This window comes from Olsenella sp. Marseille-P4559 (assembly GCF_900605015.1).
In the GTDB taxonomy this organism is placed as follows: Bacteria; Actinomycetota; Coriobacteriia; order Coriobacteriales; family Atopobiaceae; genus Tractidigestivibacter.
This window is the reverse complement of record NZ_LR027573.1, coordinates 1,305,834-1,326,729: the sequence shown is the minus strand read 5'-3', so window position 1 is coordinate 1,326,729 and position 20,896 is coordinate 1,305,834. Positions and strand designations below refer to the sequence as shown.

The 20,896-nt window shown below is 61.9% G+C and carries 21 protein-coding genes; 2 read left to right on the top strand and 19 right to left on the bottom strand.

Annotated features, from left to right (window positions below; all coding sequences use genetic code 11):
• Nucleotides 1-12: 12 nt before the first annotated feature.
• The 14 genes from E0E00_RS06145 to E0E00_RS06080 form a co-directional block, all read right to left on the bottom strand.
• On the bottom strand, nucleotides 13-486 hold the full coding sequence (locus tag E0E00_RS06145; RefSeq protein ID WP_130811608.1) for a F0F1 ATP synthase subunit delta: 474 nt from the start codon (nucleotides 484-486) through the stop codon (nucleotides 13-15).
• A complete protein-coding gene (gene atpF / locus E0E00_RS06140) occupies nucleotides 476-1,087 on the bottom strand; it encodes a F0F1 ATP synthase subunit B (RefSeq protein ID WP_130811607.1) in 612 nt (203 codons plus the stop codon). The genes E0E00_RS06145 and atpF overlap by 11 nt, the downstream gene beginning before the upstream one ends.
• Nucleotides 1,088-1,127: 40 nt before the next feature.
• Nucleotides 1,128-1,322: an ATP synthase F0 subunit C gene (gene atpE / locus E0E00_RS06135; RefSeq protein ID WP_091005940.1), complete on the bottom strand. Its 195-nt coding sequence runs from the start codon at nucleotides 1,320-1,322 to the stop codon at nucleotides 1,128-1,130.
• Between the two features lie 88 nt (nucleotides 1,323-1,410).
• Nucleotides 1,411-2,211: a F0F1 ATP synthase subunit A gene (atpB, locus tag E0E00_RS06130; RefSeq protein WP_130811694.1), complete on the bottom strand. Its 801-nt coding sequence runs from the start codon at nucleotides 2,209-2,211 to the stop codon at nucleotides 1,411-1,413.
• Nucleotides 2,212-2,917: 706 nt separating this feature from the next.
• Nucleotides 2,918-3,562 (bottom strand): uracil phosphoribosyltransferase, encoded by a 645-nt coding sequence (gene upp, locus E0E00_RS06125; RefSeq protein WP_130811606.1) that lies wholly within the window; start codon nucleotides 3,560-3,562, stop codon nucleotides 2,918-2,920.
• 61 nt (nucleotides 3,563-3,623) lie between these two features.
• The gene (glyA, locus tag E0E00_RS06120) at nucleotides 3,624-4,877 is read right to left on the bottom strand and encodes a serine hydroxymethyltransferase (RefSeq protein WP_130811605.1); all 1,254 of its coding nucleotides are present in this window, start codon (nucleotides 4,875-4,877) and stop codon (nucleotides 3,624-3,626) included.
• A 66-nt stretch (nucleotides 4,878-4,943) separates the two neighbouring features.
• Nucleotides 4,944-5,417, bottom strand: a complete 474-nt coding sequence (gene rpiB, locus E0E00_RS06115) for a ribose 5-phosphate isomerase B (protein WP_130811604.1) — start codon at nucleotides 5,415-5,417, stop codon at nucleotides 4,944-4,946.
• Nucleotides 5,418-5,574: 157 nt separating this feature from the next.
• Nucleotides 5,575-6,210, bottom strand: a complete 636-nt coding sequence (locus E0E00_RS06110; protein WP_130811603.1) for an L-threonylcarbamoyladenylate synthase — start codon at nucleotides 6,208-6,210, stop codon at nucleotides 5,575-5,577.
• Nucleotides 6,211-6,323: 113 nt separating this feature from the next.
• Nucleotides 6,324-7,343: a HemK/PrmC family methyltransferase gene (locus E0E00_RS06105; RefSeq protein WP_130811602.1), complete on the bottom strand. Its 1,020-nt coding sequence runs from the start codon at nucleotides 7,341-7,343 to the stop codon at nucleotides 6,324-6,326.
• 9 nt (nucleotides 7,344-7,352) lie between these two features.
• Nucleotides 7,353-8,420 (bottom strand): peptide chain release factor 1, encoded by a 1,068-nt coding sequence (prfA, locus tag E0E00_RS06100; RefSeq protein WP_130811601.1) that lies wholly within the window; start codon nucleotides 8,418-8,420, stop codon nucleotides 7,353-7,355.
• Nucleotides 8,421-8,601: 181 nt separating this feature from the next.
• Nucleotides 8,602-10,494 (bottom strand): hypothetical protein, encoded by a 1,893-nt coding sequence (locus E0E00_RS06095; RefSeq protein ID WP_130811600.1) that lies wholly within the window; start codon nucleotides 10,492-10,494, stop codon nucleotides 8,602-8,604.
• Nucleotides 10,481-11,371, bottom strand: coding sequence for an ABC transporter ATP-binding protein (locus E0E00_RS06090; protein ID WP_130811599.1), 891 nt, complete (start codon nucleotides 11,369-11,371; stop codon nucleotides 10,481-10,483). Before E0E00_RS06090 ends, E0E00_RS06095 begins: the two co-directional genes overlap by 14 nt.
• Nucleotides 11,371-11,730, bottom strand: coding sequence for a GntR family transcriptional regulator (locus E0E00_RS06085; protein ID WP_130811598.1), 360 nt, complete (start codon nucleotides 11,728-11,730; stop codon nucleotides 11,371-11,373). Before E0E00_RS06085 ends, E0E00_RS06090 begins: the two co-directional genes overlap by 1 nt.
• Before the next feature lie 186 nt (nucleotides 11,731-11,916).
• Nucleotides 11,917-13,335 carry an NAD(P)/FAD-dependent oxidoreductase gene (locus tag E0E00_RS06080; protein WP_130811597.1) on the bottom strand — a complete coding sequence of 473 codons (1,419 nt, stop codon included), beginning with the start codon at nucleotides 13,333-13,335 and terminating at the stop codon, nucleotides 11,917-11,919.
• A 205-nt stretch (nucleotides 13,336-13,540) separates the two neighbouring features.
• Between E0E00_RS06080 and E0E00_RS06075 the strand changes: the two genes are divergently transcribed.
• Nucleotides 13,541-14,386, top strand: a complete 846-nt coding sequence (locus tag E0E00_RS06075; protein ID WP_165443574.1) for a hypothetical protein — start codon at nucleotides 13,541-13,543, stop codon at nucleotides 14,384-14,386.
• Between the two features lie 106 nt (nucleotides 14,387-14,492).
• Here the strand turns inward: E0E00_RS06075 and rpmE are convergent, their stop codons facing one another.
• Nucleotides 14,493-14,930: a 50S ribosomal protein L31 gene (rpmE, locus tag E0E00_RS06070; protein WP_130811595.1), complete on the bottom strand. Its 438-nt coding sequence runs from the start codon at nucleotides 14,928-14,930 to the stop codon at nucleotides 14,493-14,495.
• 529 nt (nucleotides 14,931-15,459) lie between these two features.
• On the opposite strand from rpmE, the gene E0E00_RS06065 reads away from it, so the two are divergent.
• Nucleotides 15,460-16,233 carry a type III pantothenate kinase gene (locus E0E00_RS06065; protein WP_130811594.1) on the top strand — a complete coding sequence of 258 codons (774 nt, stop codon included), beginning with the start codon at nucleotides 15,460-15,462 and terminating at the stop codon, nucleotides 16,231-16,233.
• 81 nt (nucleotides 16,234-16,314) lie between these two features.
• Here E0E00_RS06065 and arcC read toward each other — a convergent pair whose 3' ends face one another.
• The 4 genes from arcC to E0E00_RS06045 form a co-directional block, all read right to left on the bottom strand.
• Complete coding sequence (gene arcC, locus E0E00_RS06060) at nucleotides 16,315-17,280, bottom strand: carbamate kinase (RefSeq protein WP_130811593.1); 966 nt, start codon at nucleotides 17,278-17,280, stop codon at nucleotides 16,315-16,317.
• A 115-nt stretch (nucleotides 17,281-17,395) separates the two neighbouring features.
• Nucleotides 17,396-18,643 carry a dicarboxylate/amino acid:cation symporter gene (locus tag E0E00_RS06055; RefSeq protein WP_130811592.1) on the bottom strand — a complete coding sequence of 416 codons (1,248 nt, stop codon included), beginning with the start codon at nucleotides 18,641-18,643 and terminating at the stop codon, nucleotides 17,396-17,398.
• A gap of 100 nt (nucleotides 18,644-18,743) precedes the next feature.
• Nucleotides 18,744-19,997, bottom strand: coding sequence for a dicarboxylate/amino acid:cation symporter (locus E0E00_RS06050; protein WP_130811591.1), 1,254 nt, complete (start codon nucleotides 19,995-19,997; stop codon nucleotides 18,744-18,746).
• A gap of 17 nt (nucleotides 19,998-20,014) precedes the next feature.
• Nucleotides 20,015-20,800 carry a DUF2877 domain-containing protein gene (locus E0E00_RS06045; RefSeq protein WP_130811590.1) on the bottom strand — a complete coding sequence of 262 codons (786 nt, stop codon included), beginning with the start codon at nucleotides 20,798-20,800 and terminating at the stop codon, nucleotides 20,015-20,017.
• Nucleotides 20,801-20,896: the final 96 nt, after the last annotated feature.

The window sequence follows — 20,896 nt, the reverse complement described above, 5'->3', positions numbered from 1 at the left end:
GCTCGTTCTCTGTCACTGCTCTTCACCTCCGATGAATGCTGAGGAGAGCGTCTTCCTGATGTGCGCAAGCTGGGCACGCACCGAGGCGTCCATGCGCTTCCCACGCGCCTCGAGAAGAATGCCGCCCAGGATGCTGGGGTCAACGCGCTCAACGAGATAGACGGGTGCGTTCAGCAGCTGCTCAGTCCGGCTGCGAATCTTGCCACGCAGCTCGTCGTCTAGAGGGACGGCCGTCGTGACAGTAACCGAGACGGTTCTGTCTTCGCTGTCAAGGAGCTTCTTGTACTGCTTGGCGACTTGGTCGATAAGGCCAGCATCGTCCTCGGCCTGCATGGCGGAAAGAGTCTCCAGCACCTCAGGTGAGAACTTCTTGGCATGCTGCCACTGCACCAGGTCTGCGTTCTCGCGGCCCTCTTGACGGGCAGCCTCGAGCAGGGCCCTGGTGTAGGCCTCCACCTTCTCTTCGCCGGCTCGCTTATTGCTCATTGGGGGCGCTCACTTCCGCGAGGTATTTCTCAGCAAGCTTGCGCTGCTGCCCCTCGGTAAGGTCGTTGCCAATGATCTTGCTCGCAATCTCGACGGAGAGGTCGACCACAGAGCTCGAGAGCTCGATCGTGGCCTTGCGGCGCTCGGACTCCACGGCACCATGAGCCTTGGCGATGATGTCGGACGCCTCGGTCTGTGCCTTTGCGAGAATCTGGGAGCGCTCCTCCTCGGCCTCCTTCTTGGCCGCAGAGATAATCTCCTCTGCCTGCCGATTTGCATCGACAAGCCTGTCCTCGTAGCTCTGTGCCTCGGCGGCAGCCCTTGCCTTGGACTTCTCGGCGGAGTCGAGGTCGTCTTGGATCTTCTGCTGGCGCTTCTCCATCATCCCGAGAACCGAAGGCCAAGCGAGCTTGGCCATGACAAACCAGATGACGAGGAAGGCGATGAGCGCGGGGATGAACTCCGCGGGCTTGGGCAGCAGGATGTCCGGGCCGCTGATGGACGACGCCGCCAGAGCCTGGGTGGGCACGGCGAGGGCCGCCCCGCCGACCGCGAGCGCCGCAGCCAGCTTATTGCCAAGCTCCTCAGTGTTCCTGTTCATATTGCCTCCAACTCGGTGTTCGCTGTGAGTGCCGCGCCCACTAGGATGCGATCAGCGTCACGACGAAGCCGATGAGGGCGAGTGCCTCGACGAATGCGGAGCCCAGGATGAAGACAGTGAACAGACGACCCTGGACCTCGGGCTGACGGGCCATCGAAGTGGTTGCGCCGTAAGCGGCGAGGCCGATGCCGATGCCGGCGCCGATAACACCGAGACCATAACCAATGACTCCCACGATTCCTCCTTTGTCACTCGCCTGACCTTCAGGCGATTTTGACGTCACACTATGCAGAAGCGGCGCTCGCCGCTAGTTGCCCTGTTTGCTACTCTTTCTCTTCGACGAGCTGGATGTAGACGGCAGAGAGCAGCGTGAAGACGTACGCCTGGATGACCGCGACCAGAATCTCGACCAGGTAGATGACTATGAGGATGAGAACCCAGAAGATAGACGCGCCGGCGCTGCCGATCGCCGCGAGCGAGATGCCCTGCAGCAGCGGCTCGAAGAAGAGCGACGCGAGGATGGCGAAGGTGCCCATGACCACGTGGCCGGCGAACATGTTGCAGAAAAGACGGACGGCCAACGTGATGAGGCGCAGGAACGTGGAGAACAGCTCAATGACCCACACCATGGCGGCCATGACCGGGTTCAGGCCCTTGGGCGCCAGACTCTTGAGGTAGCCCAGGACGCCCATACGCTTGATGCCCACGGCGATGAAGTAGACGAAGGAGCACAGGGCGAGGGCGCCCGTCACGCCCATGGTGCCGGTGCCGGGGTGGCAGCCGGGGATGATGCCCACGATGTTGTTGAAGAGGATGAAGAAGAAGAGCGCTGCGATGAACGGGAAGTGCTTCTTCCAGGTGTCGCCCAAGATTGACTTGCACATGTCGTCGCGGGCGAACTCGACGAGGGACTCCATGCCGTTCACGAAGAAGCCCTGCGGGACGAGGCTCTTCGCCTGCTTCTTCTTGAAGACGAACATCACGATGCAGAGCAGCGCGATGGCGACGAGCATCCAGAAGATGTACTGGGTGAGGCCGACTGTGGTATCCCCGACGACCGCATGAGACATGAAGCCATCGAGCAGCTCGTCCATCGCGTCGGGCAACTTGGAAAGCGCGTCCACTATTCGTCCTTCCTTCCACACTTCGCCTCCACGTGACCGAGAGGCAGTCCCTCTGCGGGTGCCCGCAGATGCGCGCACGGGTCCTATTCTACCCGCTCCATGCCAAAGGCCATTCGTGGCTCTTTTGCACGGCAACAGTCGGGAGCCCGCACTTGCTGCAGCCACGATCACGTCTTCCCAAGGCGAGAGGCCGGATGACCGAAATGCAAAAAGGGATGTTAGCACTTTGGTGGGACGCAAAGGCCAAATTCGTACCAATTTTTGAACATGGTTCAATAGGCAACAATGATACCCTAGTTTAACTGGTAAAACGATGACAATCGCAGCAACACCCGCGATGCTCGCGCCACCGCGCCACCTCACCAAATTCGCATGGTTGACACATTTCAGACATGCTTGAAGACGGGCAGCGTTGGGAGCAGCGCCCTAGCCTCGAGACTGCCATCTCCATGCGTTGACCCCCGCGACGGTCGCTACGGCGAGAAAAGAAGATGCAGACGCCACGCCAAACGACAGGGTAACGGTTGAATCCATCAGGTGAACGGCAAGGATGAGGAGCTGGATGCCCAAGAATGACGCAAGGATGCTGCCCAGCCCTGCGGCCAGGGACGGCCTGTTCCCTCTCGCCGCGTGCCAGAGAACATATAGAACGGGTGTGGCAGCGAGGAGTCCCGCTGCCACGCCCAAGGCAATCCAGAGTGCCATGTTACTTGGTGCCGTAGATGCGGTCACCCGCGTCGCCCAGGCCCGGCAGGATGTAGGCATTCTCGTTAAGGCACCTATCGACCGAGCAGGTGTAGAGACGCACCTCGGGATCGTAGTCCAGAACCGTCTTGACGCCCTCCGGGCAGGACACGATCGTGAGGCAACGGATGTCCTTCACGTCGGCATCACGCAGGAACTGGATTGCCGCAGTGAGCGAACCGCCCGTGGCGAGCATGGGGTCAACCACGAGGCAGGTGCGGTTCTCGACGTCAGACGGGAACTTGCAGTAGTACTGATGGGGAACGTGGGTTTCGGGGTCGCGGTACATGCCCACGTGTCCCACGCGCGCAGACGGGACGAGCGTCAGGATGCCATCGACCATGCCCAGGCCAGCACGGAGGATGGGGATTATGGCAACCTTCTTGCCGGCAATCCGCTTGCAGGTGGTCTTCTCAAGCGGGGTCTCGACCTCGACGTCCTCGAGGGGAAAGTCGCGCATGGCCTCGTAGCCCTCAAAGATTGCCAGTTCCGTCACGAGCTCGCGGAACTGCTTGGTGCCCGTGTCCTTGTCCCTCAGGATGCTGAGCTTGTGCTGGACCAGGGGATGGTCGACGACCGTGAGCCTGCTCTCGTCATAATCCGCCATGTGCTTCCCTTCTCGCTAGTCACTCTGATCAAGGCCTTCCCGCAGGGCCTACTCCCATAGCTTAAAGCTCGGGGTAGAGGGGGTGTATCTGAAGGAGCTCCTTCACCTCGCCGGCAACGCGCTCCTGGATGGCATCATCGCCGAGGTTGGTCACAACATCGCCAATGAGCTCGCCGACGCGCTCGCACTCCGACTCGCCAAAGCCACGCGTCGTGGCTGCCGCGGAACCCACGCGAATGCCGCTTGTCACAAAGGGCGAGCGCCGCTCGCCGGGGATGGTGTTCTTGTTGACGGTGATGCCAACGGCGTCGAGAGCAGCCTCGGCATCGCGGCCGGTCACGTCACCGACGGGTGTGAGATCGACGAGCAGCAGGTGGTTATCGGTGCCACCGGTCACGAGCCTCAGGCCGCGCGACTCCATGCCGCGGCCGAGCGCCTTGGCGTTGGCGAGGATTGCGTCGGTGTAGGTGGCAAACTCGGGGCGCAGCGCCTCGCCGAAGGCGACGGCCTTGCCGGCAATAACGTGCTCGAGCGGACCACCCTGTGAGCCCGGGAAGACCGCGGAGTTGACCTTCTTGGAGACGGCGGGGTCATTGGTGAGGATGATGCCCCCGCGGGGACCGCGCAGGGTCTTGTGCGTGGTGGAGGTGACCGCGTCGGCGTAGGGGACAGGCGAGGGGTGACGGCCCGTGGCCACGAGGCCAGCGATGTGGGCCATATCGACCATGAGCGCGGCGCCGTTATCGTGCGCGATCTGAGCAAAGCGCTCGAAGTCGATGACGCGCGGATAGGCCGAGGCACCCGCAATGATGAGCTTGGGCTGGTGCTTCTCGGCCTTTGCCGCAACGTCGTCGAAGTCGATGCGCTCGGTCTCGGGGTCAAGGCCGTAGGAGACCGCGTTGTAGAGCTTGCCCGAGAAGTTCGCAGGCGAGCCGTGGGTGAGGTGGCCGCCGTTGTCAAGGGCCATGCCCATGACGGTGTCGCCGGGTCTTACGAAGGCTGCCTCGGCAGCGTAGTTGGCCTGGGCTCCCGAATGGGGCTGGACGTTGGCGAAGGCCGCGCCAAAGAGCTTCTTCACGCGGTCGAGCGCGAGGTTCTCCACCTCGTCGACGGCCCAGCACCCACCGTAGTAGCGGTGTCCCGGAAGACCCTCGGCGTACTTGTTGGTGAGTGGGGACCCCACGGCCTCCATCACAGAAAGCGAGACGAAGTTCTCTGAGGCGATGAGCTCGATGGAGTTGCGCTCTCGCGTGAGTTCGTCGCCAATGGCGGAGGCGACCGCGGGATCGGTGTCGCTCAAGTGCTCAAGGTACATTGCATTCTCCTTTTTGGGCCCGCTCGGCAGCCCGTGGTGACGCTGACAGGATGGTGTGCTGGCGCATTACAAGCCGAACTCCTCGGGGACGCCGACAAACGACGGATCGTCCTCGCGCATGATCTTCTCGACACGGCCTTCATGGCGGCCGCCGGCAAACTCCGTGGTGAGGAAGGTGTCGACGATCTGCTCGTTTGTCTCGAGAGGCACAAACCGGCCCGAGAGGCCAATGACATTGGCGTTGTTGTGCTCACGCGCGAGCTGGGCAAACTGGACCGTCTGGACGGGAGTCGCGCGGATGCCGGGAACCTTGTCGGCGGTCATCGAAATGCCAAGGCCGGTTCCGCAAATGACAACGCCGCGGTCGGCCTTGCCGGACGCGACGTAGCGACCAACCTTGTCGCCAAAATCGGGATAATCGCAGCGTTCGCCCGAAACGGGACCCAGGTCGACAACGTCATAGCCCTCTTCGCGAAGATGCTTGACGATAGGACCCTTCTGGTCGAAACCGGCGTGGTCCGAGGCGATGGCAACGCGCATGTGGGCTCCTCTCTGCTTGGTGCGGGCGCCTGCGTCGGCACCCTATCAAGAGGATAGCGCGTGAGGGCGTGCGTTGCGGTTACCATTCGCTCATGCGGGCGCGTCTTTGCGAAACGGCAACCAAAAAGGCAACCTCTCAGTGCTCTGGCGAGAAGAGCTAGGCAGCGGCTATGCGCTTGATGTCCCGCTCGGTTATGGCACCCTCGCGCAGGATGCGCGGGGTGGGGCCGGTACAGTCCACGATGGTGGAAGCAATGGCTATGGGCGCAGGGCCGCCATCCAGCGTGAGGTCAACGGCATCGACAATGTGGGAATCGACCGACACGCCCGTGGTTGCCGAGGGCTTGCCGTGCGTGTTTGCGCTGGTCTGGGCCAGAGGCCCCACACGACGCGCCAGCTCTCGGACGAGCTCCGAGTTGGGGCAGCGCAGCGCCACGGTTCCCGTGGGCGCGAGGTACTCGGCGGGAAGCGCAGCCGTGGCGGTAACAACCAGTGTGAGCGCACCGGGCCAGTACGCGCGGACAAGGGCGTGTGCCCAGGCGGGGACACCCGCTGCGTAGCGGGGGAGGTCCTCCGGGTCTGCTACGAAGAGGGGCAGCGTCTGGGTGCGGGGGCGCTGCTTGATGGCGAAGATGCTCCGGTGGGCGGGGTTTCCCGGCGTTGCCGCGCACACGAGGCCATAGACGGAGTCCGTGGGCGAGACGATGACGCCGCCGGACTTGAGGGCCTCGACTGCTGCGTCGAGCGCCTCCGGCGATGGGTTGTCCTGATTCACGTGCATCACACGAGCCATGGTTCCTCCCATGAACGCTGGTGCGGGATCCCTGGGTTCTATCGTGGGCTGCTGAGGCGTCTTCGGAGACCACAGCACCGCCCAGAGAGCGAAGGGTGTCCGAAAGCGTCTCGTCAGCCCATGGCGCGTATGGCAACAAGGACGCGCGGACGGTGCGTGAGGTCTTCTCGTACCTCGGCGCTGGCCCAACCGCCCTGCGCATGTACGAGCTCCGCGGCGGCCCCCACATTGTCCTCGAAAAGCTCGCAGCAGAGCATGCCCCCCGGCGCAAGCGCCTGGGGCGCCAGCTCGAGGATGCGGCGAAAGACGTCCAGCCCGTCCTCCCCACCATCGAGCGCCAAGCCCGGCTCGTAGCCAATGACCTCCTGCGGCAGGGTGGGCACTACCGCCGAAGGGATGTAGGGCGGATTGGAGACAAGCACCGAGAACGTACCCATGAGCTCCGGGTCCACGGCAGAGGCAAGATCCCCCTCGACCACGGCGACCGCATGCCCAAGTCCCAACGCGTCACGGTTGCGCGTGGCGAGTGCCACGGCCTGTGGCGAGAGGTCCGTTGCCACCACGCGAGTCCCGGGACGCTCGCTTGCGATAGAAAGCGCAATGCAGCCGGTACCGGTGCCAACCTCCAGCACGCGGCAGCCAGGCCCCACCAATACGGGCGGCTCCTCCGGCTCGGCGGCCTTCTCGCCAGGTCCTTCGCCCTCGGGCGAGTCGTCCTGATCGGAAGGCCTGGCTCTCTCCGCGGGCCCGGGCGCTTCGCCCAGAATAGCCGGGAAGCTGAGAGGGGCTGCGCCCACGCCCTCGAGAGCAGCGTCGACCAGCACTTCTGTCTCGGGCCGGGGGATGAGTACGCCCCGCTCGCAGTGCAGGACGATGTGGCGAAAGGGCATCTCGCCGGTCACGTACTGCAGGGGCTCGCCGCGGCCACGGCGCACCACCACATCGTGCATGGCATCAAGCTCTGACGGCGCAAGCGGCTTGTCGAAGTTCGTGTAGACCTGGACCCTGGAGAGCCCGGTGACATTGCTCAACAGCCACTCCGCAGAGAGCCGCGGATGCTCGTCACCCTTGCGCTCGAGGTAGCCACGGGTCCAGTCGAGAATGCGCTTGATGGTCCATGTTTGGTTGGACATGCCGCCCGCCTACACCGCCTGCGCGAGCTTCTCGGCACGGTCCGCCGCGGCGAGGGCGTCGATCACAGAGTCGAGCTGGTCGCCGAGGAGCACGCCGTTGTATGTGGAATTGAACCCGATGCGGTGGTCGGTGACGCGGTCCTGCGGCTGGTTGTACGTGCGAATCTTCTCGGAGCGGTTGCCGTGACCGATCTGCGAGAGGCGCTCGGCGCCCTGCTCGGCCTGCTGCTTCTCGAGCTCGGCCTCGTAGAGGCGGGCGCGCAGCATCTGCATGCAGACCTCGCGGTTCTGGATCTGGGAGCGCTGCTCCTGCGACTGCACCACCGTGTTGGTGGGGATGTGCGTGATGCGCACGGCAGAGTAGGTCGTGTTGACGCCCTGGCCGCCGGGACCGGAGGAGCAGTACGTATCGATGCGCAGGTCCTCGGGCTTAATTTCGATATCGATCTCATCGGCCTCGGGCAGCACCGCGACGGTGGCCGTGGAGGTCTGGATGCGACCCTGGCTCTCGGTCTTGGGCACGCGCTGGACGCGATGAACGCCGCTCTCGTACTTCATGACGGAGTAGACCTTCTCGCCCGTGACCTTGAACTCGATGGTCTTGAAGCCGCCGGCCTCGCCGGGGCTGGCATCAAGCACCTCGGTCTTCCAGCCGCGCGACTGAGAGAAGCGCTGGTACATGTTGAAGAGGTCGCCGGCAAAGATGGCGGCCTCATCGCCGCCCACGCCGGCACGGATCTCGACGATGGTGTCCTTCTCGTCGTTGGGGTCACCGGGGATGAGCATGTACTTGACGTCTTCCTCGAGGGCGGGGACCTTGGCCTCGTTCTCGGAGATGTCGGCCTGGAGCATCTCCTTCTCCTCGGCGTCGGACGCCTCGTGGAGCATCTCCTTGGCAGCCTCGATGTCATCGAGGGCCTGGAGGTACTCGCGGGCCTTGGCCACGAGGGCGGCCTGGTCGGCGTGTTCCTTGGCGATGCGCGCGTACTCCTTGGGGTCGGAGACGACGGCCGGGTCGACCATCTTCTGCTCCAGCTCCTCGTACGCGGCAATGATCTTCTCGAGCTTGTCGCGCATAGCAGTTCTCCTTGCGAGTGGGCCGCGGCGTACGGAATGCCGTGCGGTGACGCGGCATGACTAGTCAGCATTGCAAAGTCTACCACCGCAGGGGTGTTTCGACTCAGGCGGCAGCGCCCCACACGCGCGGTCCACGTAACCGCACGTGCGGGGCGCTATGCGAGACGAGAGTTTGAGTTGCTCAACGCTCGACGAACTCGAGGTCGTAGCGAGAGCGCAACCAGGCGACGGTATGGGGCGTCGCGCCCTCGCTGAGGTAGATGGTCGTGCCAACGGAGTCCTCGTCGGGCGTCGCCGTTGGGTAGAGGCTAACGTTGGCGAGGTAGGGGGTCTCAACCGAAGTCCCCAAGAGGTCTCCCGTGGCTGTCTGGTACCGAAAAGCGCCAGCGGAGCCATAGAAGCCGGTCGTCAACTGATACAGCGGCACCACGCACGCTGCACCACGCTCGTCGATGTCTTGGTTGAGCGCCTCGCGGAGGGCCCCGTAATCCCCGGAGGAGATTGCTTCGCTATGCCAGGGTGCATCATCCTGGGGGTCTTTCGAATACTCCTGGTAGTCCAGCATCACGTACGATGAGCTTGCGTCGAGAAGAGCGGCGTCGACCTGGGCGCGAAGCGTCCTCTCGGTTGCGGGGTCGTCAACGAAGTCCTCGAGGGCCTGCGTCACTTCGCTGCTGACAACCAGCTCGCCATCATCGTTGAGGGGGATGACGTATTGGCGGGATAGGCTGGTACCGTCCTTTATCCAGTACGTAATCGTTTCTGTGCTGGTGCTCGTTGGGGCAGGCTTGTCGCCAGCGGGAGCAGAACTCATCAACACGCGGTGCAGCTGGCACACGCGCCCTACATTCTCCTCGCCCTCAAAGGGCATGGCAACGTAGGAGATAGTTGCGCGCTGAACGTCTGTGGGGTTGGGCACGTAGGTCGCAGCATCTACGGCAGACCCCACGCAGGCAACGCTCGCCACAAGGGCGACGCCCGCTGTTGCCGCAATTGCCGGGAGGCGCCTGTGCAGCGCTTTGATGCCGCGGCCTATAATTACTTCAGCAATCGCAAAGACCAGCACCGAGAAGGCAACCGGCAATAGGCACGCCAGCTGAGGGGAGACGCCATAGAGCATCGAGGCCACATGAGCGGGAATGCCATAGCCATTCGAGAGTGACATCGCGAGCACAAGGTCAGTGGCAGCAAACCCAATGAGGACGCTGACAAGCGCATTCACCACGGTACGCACGACGGGGCTCACGTATGCGTCGCCAGCCCGCTCCAAGTTGCGGCGGGAAAAGGCAAGCACCCCCAGCGCCGTGCAGGCAAGACCGACGACTGCGTAGATGACAAGGACCTGCGTCAGAGCGACTTCAAGTTTGGGGACGGGAAAGGGATAGGTGCTTGCCCACATGGCGACAGCCTGCATGAGCCGCACGAACGGACTTGCCCAGTCAATCTCCTCGATGGACGCCCACGACACCGATGGCGCAACGATGCTGTAGAGGGTCTCAGCAAACTGCCGCGCCGCATACGCGCAGAAGTTTGCAAGGAGATAACACAGCAGGGCAAAGGCAGGCCGGCCCGCCAACTGCAGGCACAGGGCAGAAATGCCACCAAAGGCCACGATGAGCAGGGCATGTCTTGCCATCCAAGGCAGTATCGCGGCCGCATCCTGCCCAAAGCCGAGTATCGCGGCAAACACAAAGCCCGAAATGCCCACCGCGACGAGGAGAGGAATCACACCCGCCAGGGCAGCTGCCAGGAAGGCCGCCTCTCTCCGCACCGGAAGCATGCCATAGAGCTGCACCGCCCTGCGGTCAAAGATCCACGAGAAGGCTCCATTTTCAGCCGCGAACGAGACGGCTGCGGAGAGAACCAGTACACCCACGCCGGACTGCGCAAGCTCCTGCGTGGGGTCTGCGAGCGGTGTATGCCCAGCAATTCTCAGCGCCAGACCGACCAGCCAGAAGAGCCAGACGATAAGGTAGCCCACCCCCAAGTATGCATACCGCTGGCAGGTGTCGAGAAAGAGCCCGACCACCGGTGAGGGAGCGCGATGCCCCTCGTACATCTCACATGATGCCATCATCATCGCCTCCAAGCTCGTAGATGAACCGTTCCTCAAGCGAGAGCGGAAGAACCTCGAGATAGGACGGGTGCAGGGCGGCAAGCACCTCTCGCACCTCGCCCGCGCTTCCGTGGACGAGCAGCGTGAGCACGCGCCCCTCGTTGGACTTCTTGATAACGTTGAAGCCGGCAGGCAGGGATGCGCCTTCGGGCAGAACCACCTGCACCTTTGCGACGCTCTCCGAAGGCTGGGACAGGTCGATCTCCTTGCGCATTGTGCCTTTGGCCATAATCCCCAGGTGGTCGCAGACGCCCTCGAGCTCGCGCAGGTTGTGGCTGGTAACGAGCACCGTAAGGCCGCGTTCCGCGACCTCTTCGAGCACCAGGCGCCACATGCGCCTTCTGGCGAGGGGGTCGATACCATCCATGGGCTCGTCAAGAAGCAGGACGTCCGCGCGAATGGAGAGCGCAAGCCAGATAGCCGCCTGTGCCCGCATGCCGCAGCTGAGCTTGCGGAGCGGCTTTTTGTGGTCGACCTCGAAGTTCTTCTCCAGCTTAAAGTAGCGCGCGAGGTCAAAGCTAGGAAAGACCGCACGACAGAAGTCCGCCATGCCGTCCGCGCTCTCGGAGCCTATGAAGTAGGGCTCACTGGGGACGCAGGCGACGCGCGCCTTGACCACGGGGTTCTCAAAGACCTTCTCGCCCAGGACAAGAACGTCGCCAGAGGTAGGACGCATGACGCCGCACAGGTGCGAGATGAGCGTGGACTTGCCACAGCCGTTTGGCCCCACAAGCCCATAGACCGCGCCCTCGGGAACGGTGAGGCTCACCCCGTCGAGCGCAGGCGTGCCGTCGAAGACCTTCCGCAGGTTTCTGACCTCAATGGCCGATGCCATCACCTCTCGCCTCCCCCGACTCTTTGCCCAAGCTCCTCGGGCGTCACGCCCAGAGACTCGAGCTCTTGGACAAGCTGGTCGAACTGTCCCAGAAGCTCTCGGCGACGTGCCTCCGCGACGCCCGAGACGTCTGCGACGAAGCTTCCCTTGCCCCGCACCGACGAGATGCAGCCCTCCTGCTCCAGTTCGCGGTAAGCACGTTGGATGGTGTTTGGGTTCACGGCGAGACGCGACGAGAGTTCGCGGACCGAGGGAAGCTGATCTCCCGGCGCGAGCACGCCGGCGAGGATCTGCTGGCGGTACGCGTCGCGCACCTGCTCGTAGATGGGACGCGGGTCCTGGTAGCTAATCTGAATCACGGCACCTCCCGTCCCCGCGGCGGACAATCGGACGGCAGCACGGCCGAGCCGCTCGGCCGTTTGGCATCCGTCCTAACTGTACTAGTGAGTTTAATACAGTTAAGGTGGAGAAAAACACCGCCACGTGGTTGGCCGGCAAGCGGTAGCAACGTGGCGGCGAATGCAGCGAGGGCCCTACGCCCTACCCTACTTGCCCCTGTCGGCAAGCTTCTCGCCCATGAGCAGGCCCATCACCGAAGCCATCATGAGGCCGCGGGTCCAGCCGGAAGAGTCGCCCAAGCAGTGGAGGTGCTGCACGTTGGTGTCGAAGTTCTCGTCCATCTGGACGCGGTTGCTGTAGAACTTGACCTCGGGCGCGTAGAGCAGCGTCTCGTAGGAGGCAAATCCCGGAACCACGCGGTCGACGGCCTTGATGAACTCGATGATCTCGACCATGGGGCGCATGGGCATGGCGGCGGTGATGTCTCCGGCCTCGGCATCGGGCAGGGTGGGCACCACATTGGATTGCGAGAGCTCCTTGGGCCAGGTACGCTTGCCGTCGAGAATGTCGCCGAAGCGCTGCACCAGGATGTGGCCGGCCCCCAGCATGTTGACGAGTTCGCTCACGCGCTGCGCGTAGAGGATGGGCTTGTCGAAGGGGCTTTTGAAGTTGAGCGTGCAGAGCACGGCCACGTTGGTGTTGGGGCTCTTGCGGTCCTTGAACGAATGGCCGTTCACCACCGCAAGGCCTTCGTCGTAGTTCTCCTGGCTCACAAAGCCACCGGGGTTCTGGCAGAACGTGCGAACCTTGTTCTTGTAGGGATTGGGGTAGCCGATGAGCTTGGACTCGTAGAGCACGTCGTTCACACGCTCCATGACCTCGTTGCGCACCTCCACGCGCACGCCCACGTCCACAGGGCCGGCCACGTGACCAATGCCGTGCTCGTCACACATGGTGCCAAACCAGCTCGCGCCACGGCGCCCCGTGGCGACGATCGTCTCGCCAGCCACAATGCGCCGTTCTCCGTCACGACTGCGCACCGCAAGGCCATGGCATACGCCGCCCTCGATCACAACCTCCTCGCACTCGGTCTCGAAGAGGACGTTCACGCCGGCATCGAGCAGGTGCTTCTCGATGCGCGCGTAGAGCTGCTGGACCTTCTCGGTGCCAAGGTGGCGGATGGGGCAGTCCACGAGCTTGAGGCCCGCGCTGATCGCGCGGCGACGAATCTCGACAACGTCATCTGCATGTCCAAGGCCCTCGACGTGCGGATCGGCGCCAAAGTCGAGGTACATCTGGTCAACGCGATCGATGGTGTCCTGCGCGAACTGGTGACCGATAAGGTCGGGCAGGTCGCCTCCCACCTCGCGCGAGAGCGAGAGCTTGCCGTCCGAGAAGGCGCCGGCACCCGAGAAGCCCGTGGTGATGCGGCACGGCTGACAGTGGACGCAGTGGCCCACCTTGGCCTTGGGACAGCTGCGCTTCTCGACAGGCAGTCCCTTCTCGACGATGGTAATGGAGCGCGTGTCCCCTTTGCCGATAAGTCCCAGCGCCGTGAATATGCCCGCCGGTCCCGCGCCGACAATCGCAACGTCCGTGTGGATGGTGGTGGTTGTGTCTGCCATGCTCCCCTTGTTCCTCTCCGCGAGGTGCCTCTTCTTGTGGGCATGTTATCCTCGCGCTCCCATTCTGCTCCAATTTGCGCAGCTGGTGAGCGCGGGGTGGAAAGGGGTTGCGGCAAGCGGTGCCGCGGATTTTCTCGGCGTTGGTTGGGCATACTGCCCAGAAGTCAGTTGCGCGCATGAGTCAGCCGCGCAGTCAGGAGGATTCATGACCATCCAGAAGCCCGAGCCGCTTGTCATTGGGAACAGGGCGTTCTACACTCTCACCTCGTACGGACCGGTTGACGTGCAGGCGCACGTTGTCCACACCACGGACGAGGAGGTCGAGCTTGCCGTACGAAGCCTGGTGCGAGAGGCCGGCGGAACCGAGAAGGACCTCGCCGATCCCGCATGGGTAGCCGACAAGTTCGATGGCATCGAGAACGAGCAGCGCCTGTGCGAGCAGACCCGCGCGTATCTCAGCTCCCTGAGCGAGGACTCTGCCGAGGAGCAGAAGGCCGACGCGTGTCTCGACGCGCTCGCCGAGCGCCTGTGCCAGTCGGTCCCGGCATCCCAGGTGGCGCAGGTGAAAGACACGCTGTTCCAGGACATCGCGCAGAAAATCGCCACGACCGGCCAGCCCATGGAAGCCGTTCTCGCGCAGATGGGCGTGCGGTCCGACCAGCTCGATGCGATGCTCCAGGCCGAGGCCACGAAGGAGGTCGAGCACGAGGCGGCGCTTGACGCCTATGCAAGCAAGAAGAACATCAAGGTCGACGAGACCGAGCTGCCACACCTGCTGCAGCTCTCCCCCACCGACGCGCAGGCCCTCATCGCCCGCGCGAAGGCGGTGAGCCAGATGGATCAGCTGTTTGAGGCGGTCCGTCGTACGAAGGCTCTCGAGGCAGTGGTTGCCGAGTGCAACTGCACCTACGTACAGGAAACCGAAGACGAGGCCAAGAAGCGCATGGAGGGGGTCGTGGAGGTCATGCGCAAGGCTGCGAACGCAGCGGCTTCTGGCGGAACTGACGCTGGCGTCGATGCCGGCACGGATTCGGGCCTCAAACTGGTCTGACAGCCTTGTGTAGGATGCAGCGGGCGCCATCGCACAAGACGACAACGCAACGGGGAGGCCGACCGGTGTCGACCTCCCCGTTCTTGCAGTGCACTCTGAGCGAGCGTTACTCGGCTGCGGGAGTCTCGGCTACGGCCTCGGTGGCCTCGGGCTCAGCGGGAGCCTCGGCGGCCTTCTCGGCAACCTTAGCAGCCTTTGCCTCGGCCTTCTTGGCGTACTCGGCGGCACGCTTGGCCTTCTCGGCAGCCTTGGCCTCCTTGGTGGCCTTGCGGGCGGCCTCCTGCTCTGCGGCCTTAGCGGCCTTGGCAGCCTTCTCGGCCTTGGCTGCATCGAGCCTGGCCTGAGCGGCGCCACCGAACTTGTTGGCGAAGCGCTGGACGCGGCCGCCGGTGTCGACGAGCTTCTGCTGTCCAGTGTAGAACGGATGGCACTTGTCGCAGAGATCGATGATGAGCTCGGGCTTGGTGGAACGCGTCTTGAACGTGTTCCCGCAGGTGCAGCGGACGGTGCACTCCACGTAGTTAGGGTGAATTCCTTGCTTCATTGCAGGGCTCCTTTTGTCGGTCCTGGTTTCCGACCAGGACAGGGGTGGTGATGTCTTGGCGTGGGTTGCCCCACCCCAAGACGGTCAAGCTCTCGGAGTATAGCAAATTGGCTGCAGACGGTGTGTGGAGAATCGCTAGGTGTGTCGAGACGTGCACGGGAACGATGCGGAGCGACCCCGCCACGGGTCCGGCCGGCCCCGAGCGACCCCGGGCCAGCTCCGAGACCAATCCAAAAAGTGAACACGTTTTCAATCGGGGCAGCCATCTTGGCCACGTTTTCCAAGCAGCTGGTTGCTACCAGTCGAATTCGTGTTCACTTTTGTGCGTGGGGACGGGTGGTTCGCAGCCCAGACGACACGGGCGAGAAGCCCGACGGCCCGTGACGAGCGTCCACCCGACGTACCACGAACGTCCACGGATGTCGCCTGCGCACCAGCGGCGCATATGTTCTAATGAACACGCGGGTCGCGGGCGAGCCAAGCGCGCTTCCGTCCTATCCCCCGTTTTCTCGACATGGAAGGATCGCCCATGTTTCTCGCTGTAGACGTTGGCAACACCCAAACCACGCTCGGCCTCTTCGATGAGGACGGTAGCGTAGCGCATGGATGGCGCATGGCGACAAACCGCACGGACACCCCCGACATGATCGATGCCCGCCTGCACGGCTACTTCAACAAGGACGGTTTTGACCAGGCGCGCGTCACGACTGCGGGAATCGCCTGCGTGGTACCCGTGCTTACGCAGGCATGGCACAGGTGCCTGCTCGACCGCACCGGCACAGAGCCCCTGGTAATAACCCCGCAGGCAGACTCCGGGATACGCATCGACATGCCCAATCCCACCCAGGTGGGCGCAGACCGCATTGCCAACGCCGTGGCCGCACGGCACTCCTACGGCGCGCCGGTCATCGTCGTTGACTTTGGGACCGCAACCAACATCGACGTCATCGACGCCACGGGCGCCTACCGCGGCGGCGCAATCTCCCCCGGCCTCATGCTCTCGGCGTCGGCGCTCTTCTCGAGGGCGGCAAAGCTCGCAAGCGTGCCCATCGAAGCCCCAGCCCACGCGCTAGGCGAGACAACCGAGGAGGCCGTACAGTCTGGCATTGTCATAGGAGCGGCAGCTCAGGCGGAAGGCCTTGTCGCCCGTATCAAGCGCGAACTGGGCATAGAGAATGCGCCTGTGGTGGGAACTGGTGGCCTCGCCCGTACCGTGAGCGCGGCAACCGACCTCTTCTGTACTGTGGACCCCGGCCTCACGCTGCGTGGCATCCGTGAAATCTGGCTGCACCAGCAGTGCTAATGATGAATAGAGCGCTCGTGGGAGCTCATATCCCGCGAGCGCTCATGCTCCCAAGATGGCTAAAACGGAGGTGGGATCAGCCTATGCGTGAATGCGAGTGCCAGACAAGCCTGCCATTGCCTCTGCGGCGTGCTCGAGCGAACCGATAATGCAAGTTCGACCCTGCCTGCTCTCTGCAAACTTTACTGCAGCGCGTACCTTAGGCTCCATTGAACCCTTGCCAAACTGCCCTTCCTCGAGGTATCGATTTGCCTCTTCGACAGAGATGTCAACAAGGTCTTCCTGGTTAGGCTTACCAAAGTTGATTGCCACGTGGTCCACGGCAGTCAGCAAGACCAACCTGTCTGCATGGCAATCCTCAGCAAGCAGCTCGCCGCCCATATCCTTGTCGATAACCGCCGCAACACCCTTGTAGGCGCCCTTGTCGGAATAGTCCCTGACAACGGGGATGCCGCCACCCCCGCAGGCAATCACGATGAACTCATTATCCAGCAGGTTCAGAATGCTCTCACTCTCGACGATCTTCTTCGGAACGGGAGAGGCGACCACCCTTCGCCAACCACGCCCTGAGTCCTCGATAAACGTCCAGTCCGGATGTTTCGCATTTTCGGCCACGGCCTCCTCACGGGTGAGGAATGCGCCGATGGGCTTAGTTGGATTCTCGAAAGCCGGGTCCTCGGGATTGACCTCTATTTGGGTGACGACCGTCGCAACATGCCATCGCTTGTACGCTTTGTGCATCGCGGCGCCAATTGCCTGCTGAAGCTGATACCCAATGTAACCCTGACTCATTGCGCCGCACTCTGGCAGATCCATGTCTGGAATCTTCTGCGGATTGACCTTGTGTGCCAGCTCGAACGCGCTCTCTATCATCCCGACTTGAGGACCGTTCCCGTGGGTGATAATGATTTCGTTTCCCTGTTCAATTACACGAAGCAGCGTTGGTGCGGCATCGCGAAGGCGAGTCATCTGTTCTTCTGGCGTATTGCCAAGCGCGTTGCCACCCAATGCAATGACTACACGGTTGACCGGCAGGTTCCAATTCATCTCAATCCTTCCCTTCCGGGACGCCCGTCTGAAGATCCCACCCCCCGATGGACTCCTCCGGGACAAATGCTGTATTTGCAAACTAATGAACTAAAGCTAGATGCCAGCCTGAGACTCAGTTGTCAGCATCGAAAATGGCGCGGTCTATGCCGTCGCTATAGTCAGCCGCAACCATCAGAGCGCAGTACACGTCCGAGTTCACGTTGAGAATCGTACGTATGGCACCCACCGGGTAGGTAAGGCCCGCAAAGATTCCAATGCTGTTGAGCGGCAGCCCGAGCTGCGGAACAATCATAGTCAGCGAGACAAGGTCGGCACCAGGCGCAACGGCATTGGCAAGCGAGAGGAGCGTGCAGATCACCGTCAGCGAAACCAATTCTGCTCCAGCATAGGTGACCCCATAAATCTGCGCGATTGTTAGCGACGTCACAGCAAGATGGATGGAAGCGCCATTGGAGTTGAGCGGCATACCAAGCGGAAGCACGAGGTCAGCGATGTCTTCGCGCAGACCGAGTCTCTCCTTGGCATCCTGCATCTCAACGGGAAGGGCCACAGCGCTCGACGTGGTAGAGAGCGCCATCACGCTCATGCGCCACATCTTGCGAATCAGGCGCGCGGGGTACAGCCCGCAGCGCACGCACACGACAACAATCCATAGAACCATGAACAAGAGAACTGTGCTGCCGAGAACGAGCAGGTACTTCAAGAGTGGCACGATGACCTCGGCGCCCATGGAACCAACCGTCGCGGAGACATAGCAGAAGATGCCGACGGGAGCGACCTTCATGACCGCACGGATGATATTGAGGATAAGCGCCGCAAGCTCAACGCAGAAATCGTAGACCACGCACTTGTTGTCATACGCCTGCCTCCAACCAGAGCAGACCAGACCCAGGACGATTGCAAAGACGATACAGGGGACTATGGCACCGGCGCTCATCGATGCCACGATGTTTGAACCAAAGAAGCCCAAGACGGTATCCTGCCAAATCCCATTCGATACCTCCACCGTTGTTGTTGCGTTCTGCACGAGAACAGAGTTGGCGAGGCCGACACCGGGCTGAAAGACGAGAGTGCAAACGATGCCGAAGGCGGACGCGAGAATTGAGGACGCGGCAAACCAGATGATACCCTTGATTCCGATGTTAGAGAGGTCCTTAGCAGTAAGGCCACCAATGGCCTCGATGATGGTGCACATGACAAATGGCACGATGCCCATCTGAACCAGGTGGAAGAAGATGTCACCGATGAACTTAACGTTGTTCGTCGACTCACCAACAGTGGCACCCACAATGAAACCCGCAACCATTGAGATAACGATGAGCATTGTCGGGGATGTATTCCTGGTCTTTCCTGCAGTCATGTTTCACTCCTTCTTGGAATTGAAGGAAAGGGGTGCGATGCCCCATCGCACCCCTCCGCAACACGTTTCCTTCCGTCCTCGCAGAACCCCTTGGGCCCGTCTATGCTTCGACCTCGGGCTTGGGGGTCTCTTTGTCGTAGAAAACCTCCGAATGGAGCTTGCCCTCGCTTGCAGAGACCATCAGACAGGTGTACACGTCGCCATCGACGTTGAGGATGGTACGGAGCGCACCGGTGGGATACTCGAGGCCGGCAAAGATGGCGATGGACTCCATGGGCAGACCGAGCTGGGGAACGATCATGGTCATAGAGACCAGCGACGCGCCAGGCGAAACGGCGTTGGCCAGGGAGAGCAGGAAGGAGATGATCCACACGTAGACGAGCTGGCCACCACTGAAGGCGACACCGTAAATCTGAGCAATCGTCAGAGCCGTCACGGCAAGGTGGATGGCAGCACCGTTGGAATTGAGTGGCATGCCGAGGACCATGAGAAGGTCAGCGATTTCGGGGTCAGCGCCGAGCTTGGACTTGGTGTCCTCAAGGGCGGTCGGCAGCGTAACGGCGGAGGAGATGGTGCCCAGCGCAAGAGCACTCATCGGCCACATCTTCCGAATCAGGCGGATGGGGTTGTACTTACAGCGCACCGACACAAGGGCAATCCAGATGACAAACATTATCGCAACGGCAATGGCCATAACGACAAGGTACATTGCGACAGGGATAAGGACCGCAAGGCCAAGGCTGCCAATCATTGCGCTCACATAGCAAAAAATGCCAATGGGGGCAATCTTCATCACCGCACGGATGATGTTGAGGATGAGCTTGGAGAGCTGGCTGCAGAAGTCATAGACGAGGCACTCGTTGTCATGGGTCCTGCGCCAAACGGAGCAGGCGAGGCCAAGTGCGATAGCGAACACGATGCACTGAACCATTGATCCATTGCTCATGGAAGAAACGATGTTCGAGCCGAAGAATCCGCTGATTGTATCCTGGAAGGTAACGCTGGTGGATTGGTAATCGACAGAGGCCGTTGAGGCTTCGATGCCTGCGCCGGGCTGAATGTTGACCGCAAGAACAAGGCCGATGCCGGCAGCAAGCAGAGACGATGCCGCAAACCAGCCAATACCTTTCAGGCCGTACCCGGAGAACGCCTTTGCATCAAGGGCGCCGACCGCTTCAATGATGGTGCACATAACAAAGGGAATGATGCCCATCTGTACGAGATGGAAGAAAATGTCGCCAATGAACTTAACGTTATTCATGGGCTCACCGACAATGAAACCGACAACGACCCCGAGCACCATGGAGATGACAATCAGCGTCGTTGAACTTACTCCCTTTTTCTTATCTGTCATTTGTCTCACTTTCCCTTTCATCCGGCCTGTCGTACTTGCCTTATGTGCCAAATGCGCCTTTGTGCCGGACACTCTCCCCCCAGCTCGAATCTCAACGCAAGGCTCAGACCCCAAAGCCCATCTGCACCAGAAGTGTGTCCAACTGCAAGGAGCCTCCTGAGCGCTCCATCGACCAGCTCTCCGTTCCTCAGCCCATCGGTCAAGTCGACAAAGCCTCGGTTCGCGTATCCCTTACTCATCGCGCCAAGATAAGCCGCACTGACATCCGTCGTTATCTCGAGATTCTCCTTGGCTATCGCATCGCAAAACTCTGTGCCAACCCCTCCCATTTGAAGGCCGATGCCATAACCCACAAGCACGTCATCCCCCGAAGGAGTGAGCCCGATTCCACGTCCAAGCAGATACGAGATGCAGGCCTTGCGGCACTCGCTTGTATCCAACCCCCTCGACATGAGTTCTGTCACACGTTCCAGCGCCCCATCCGCGGGCAAGCCGAGCCGTCCCTCGAGCGAAAGCCCGTCCAGCATGCAGAGAAGATCGCCCCTCTGACAGGCATTCAGACGTGGAATGCCACAGGCGGAAATCCGAAACGCACCAAGATGCACCTGGATGACAAGCCCCACCCCATACACCCGAAGAACACCGTCACGGACCTGTGCCCTGCCGCCAACCCGCACGCTTTCCAGCAGGGGCCGCAGACAATCCTCTGGCAAAGCGATGCCAAGAACCGACAGCCCGTCCCCCTCAAGCCCGATGTGCAGAAGCACACTCGGCAACCGCACGTTGAGGCTCGAAGAGAACACACTGTGGACAACTCCCGTGGCGTTGCCTCTCGTGCGGGCGAGGGCGAAATCGCTAATGACGCCCCCGCCCGTCCAGTCTATAAGCCCACCACCCAC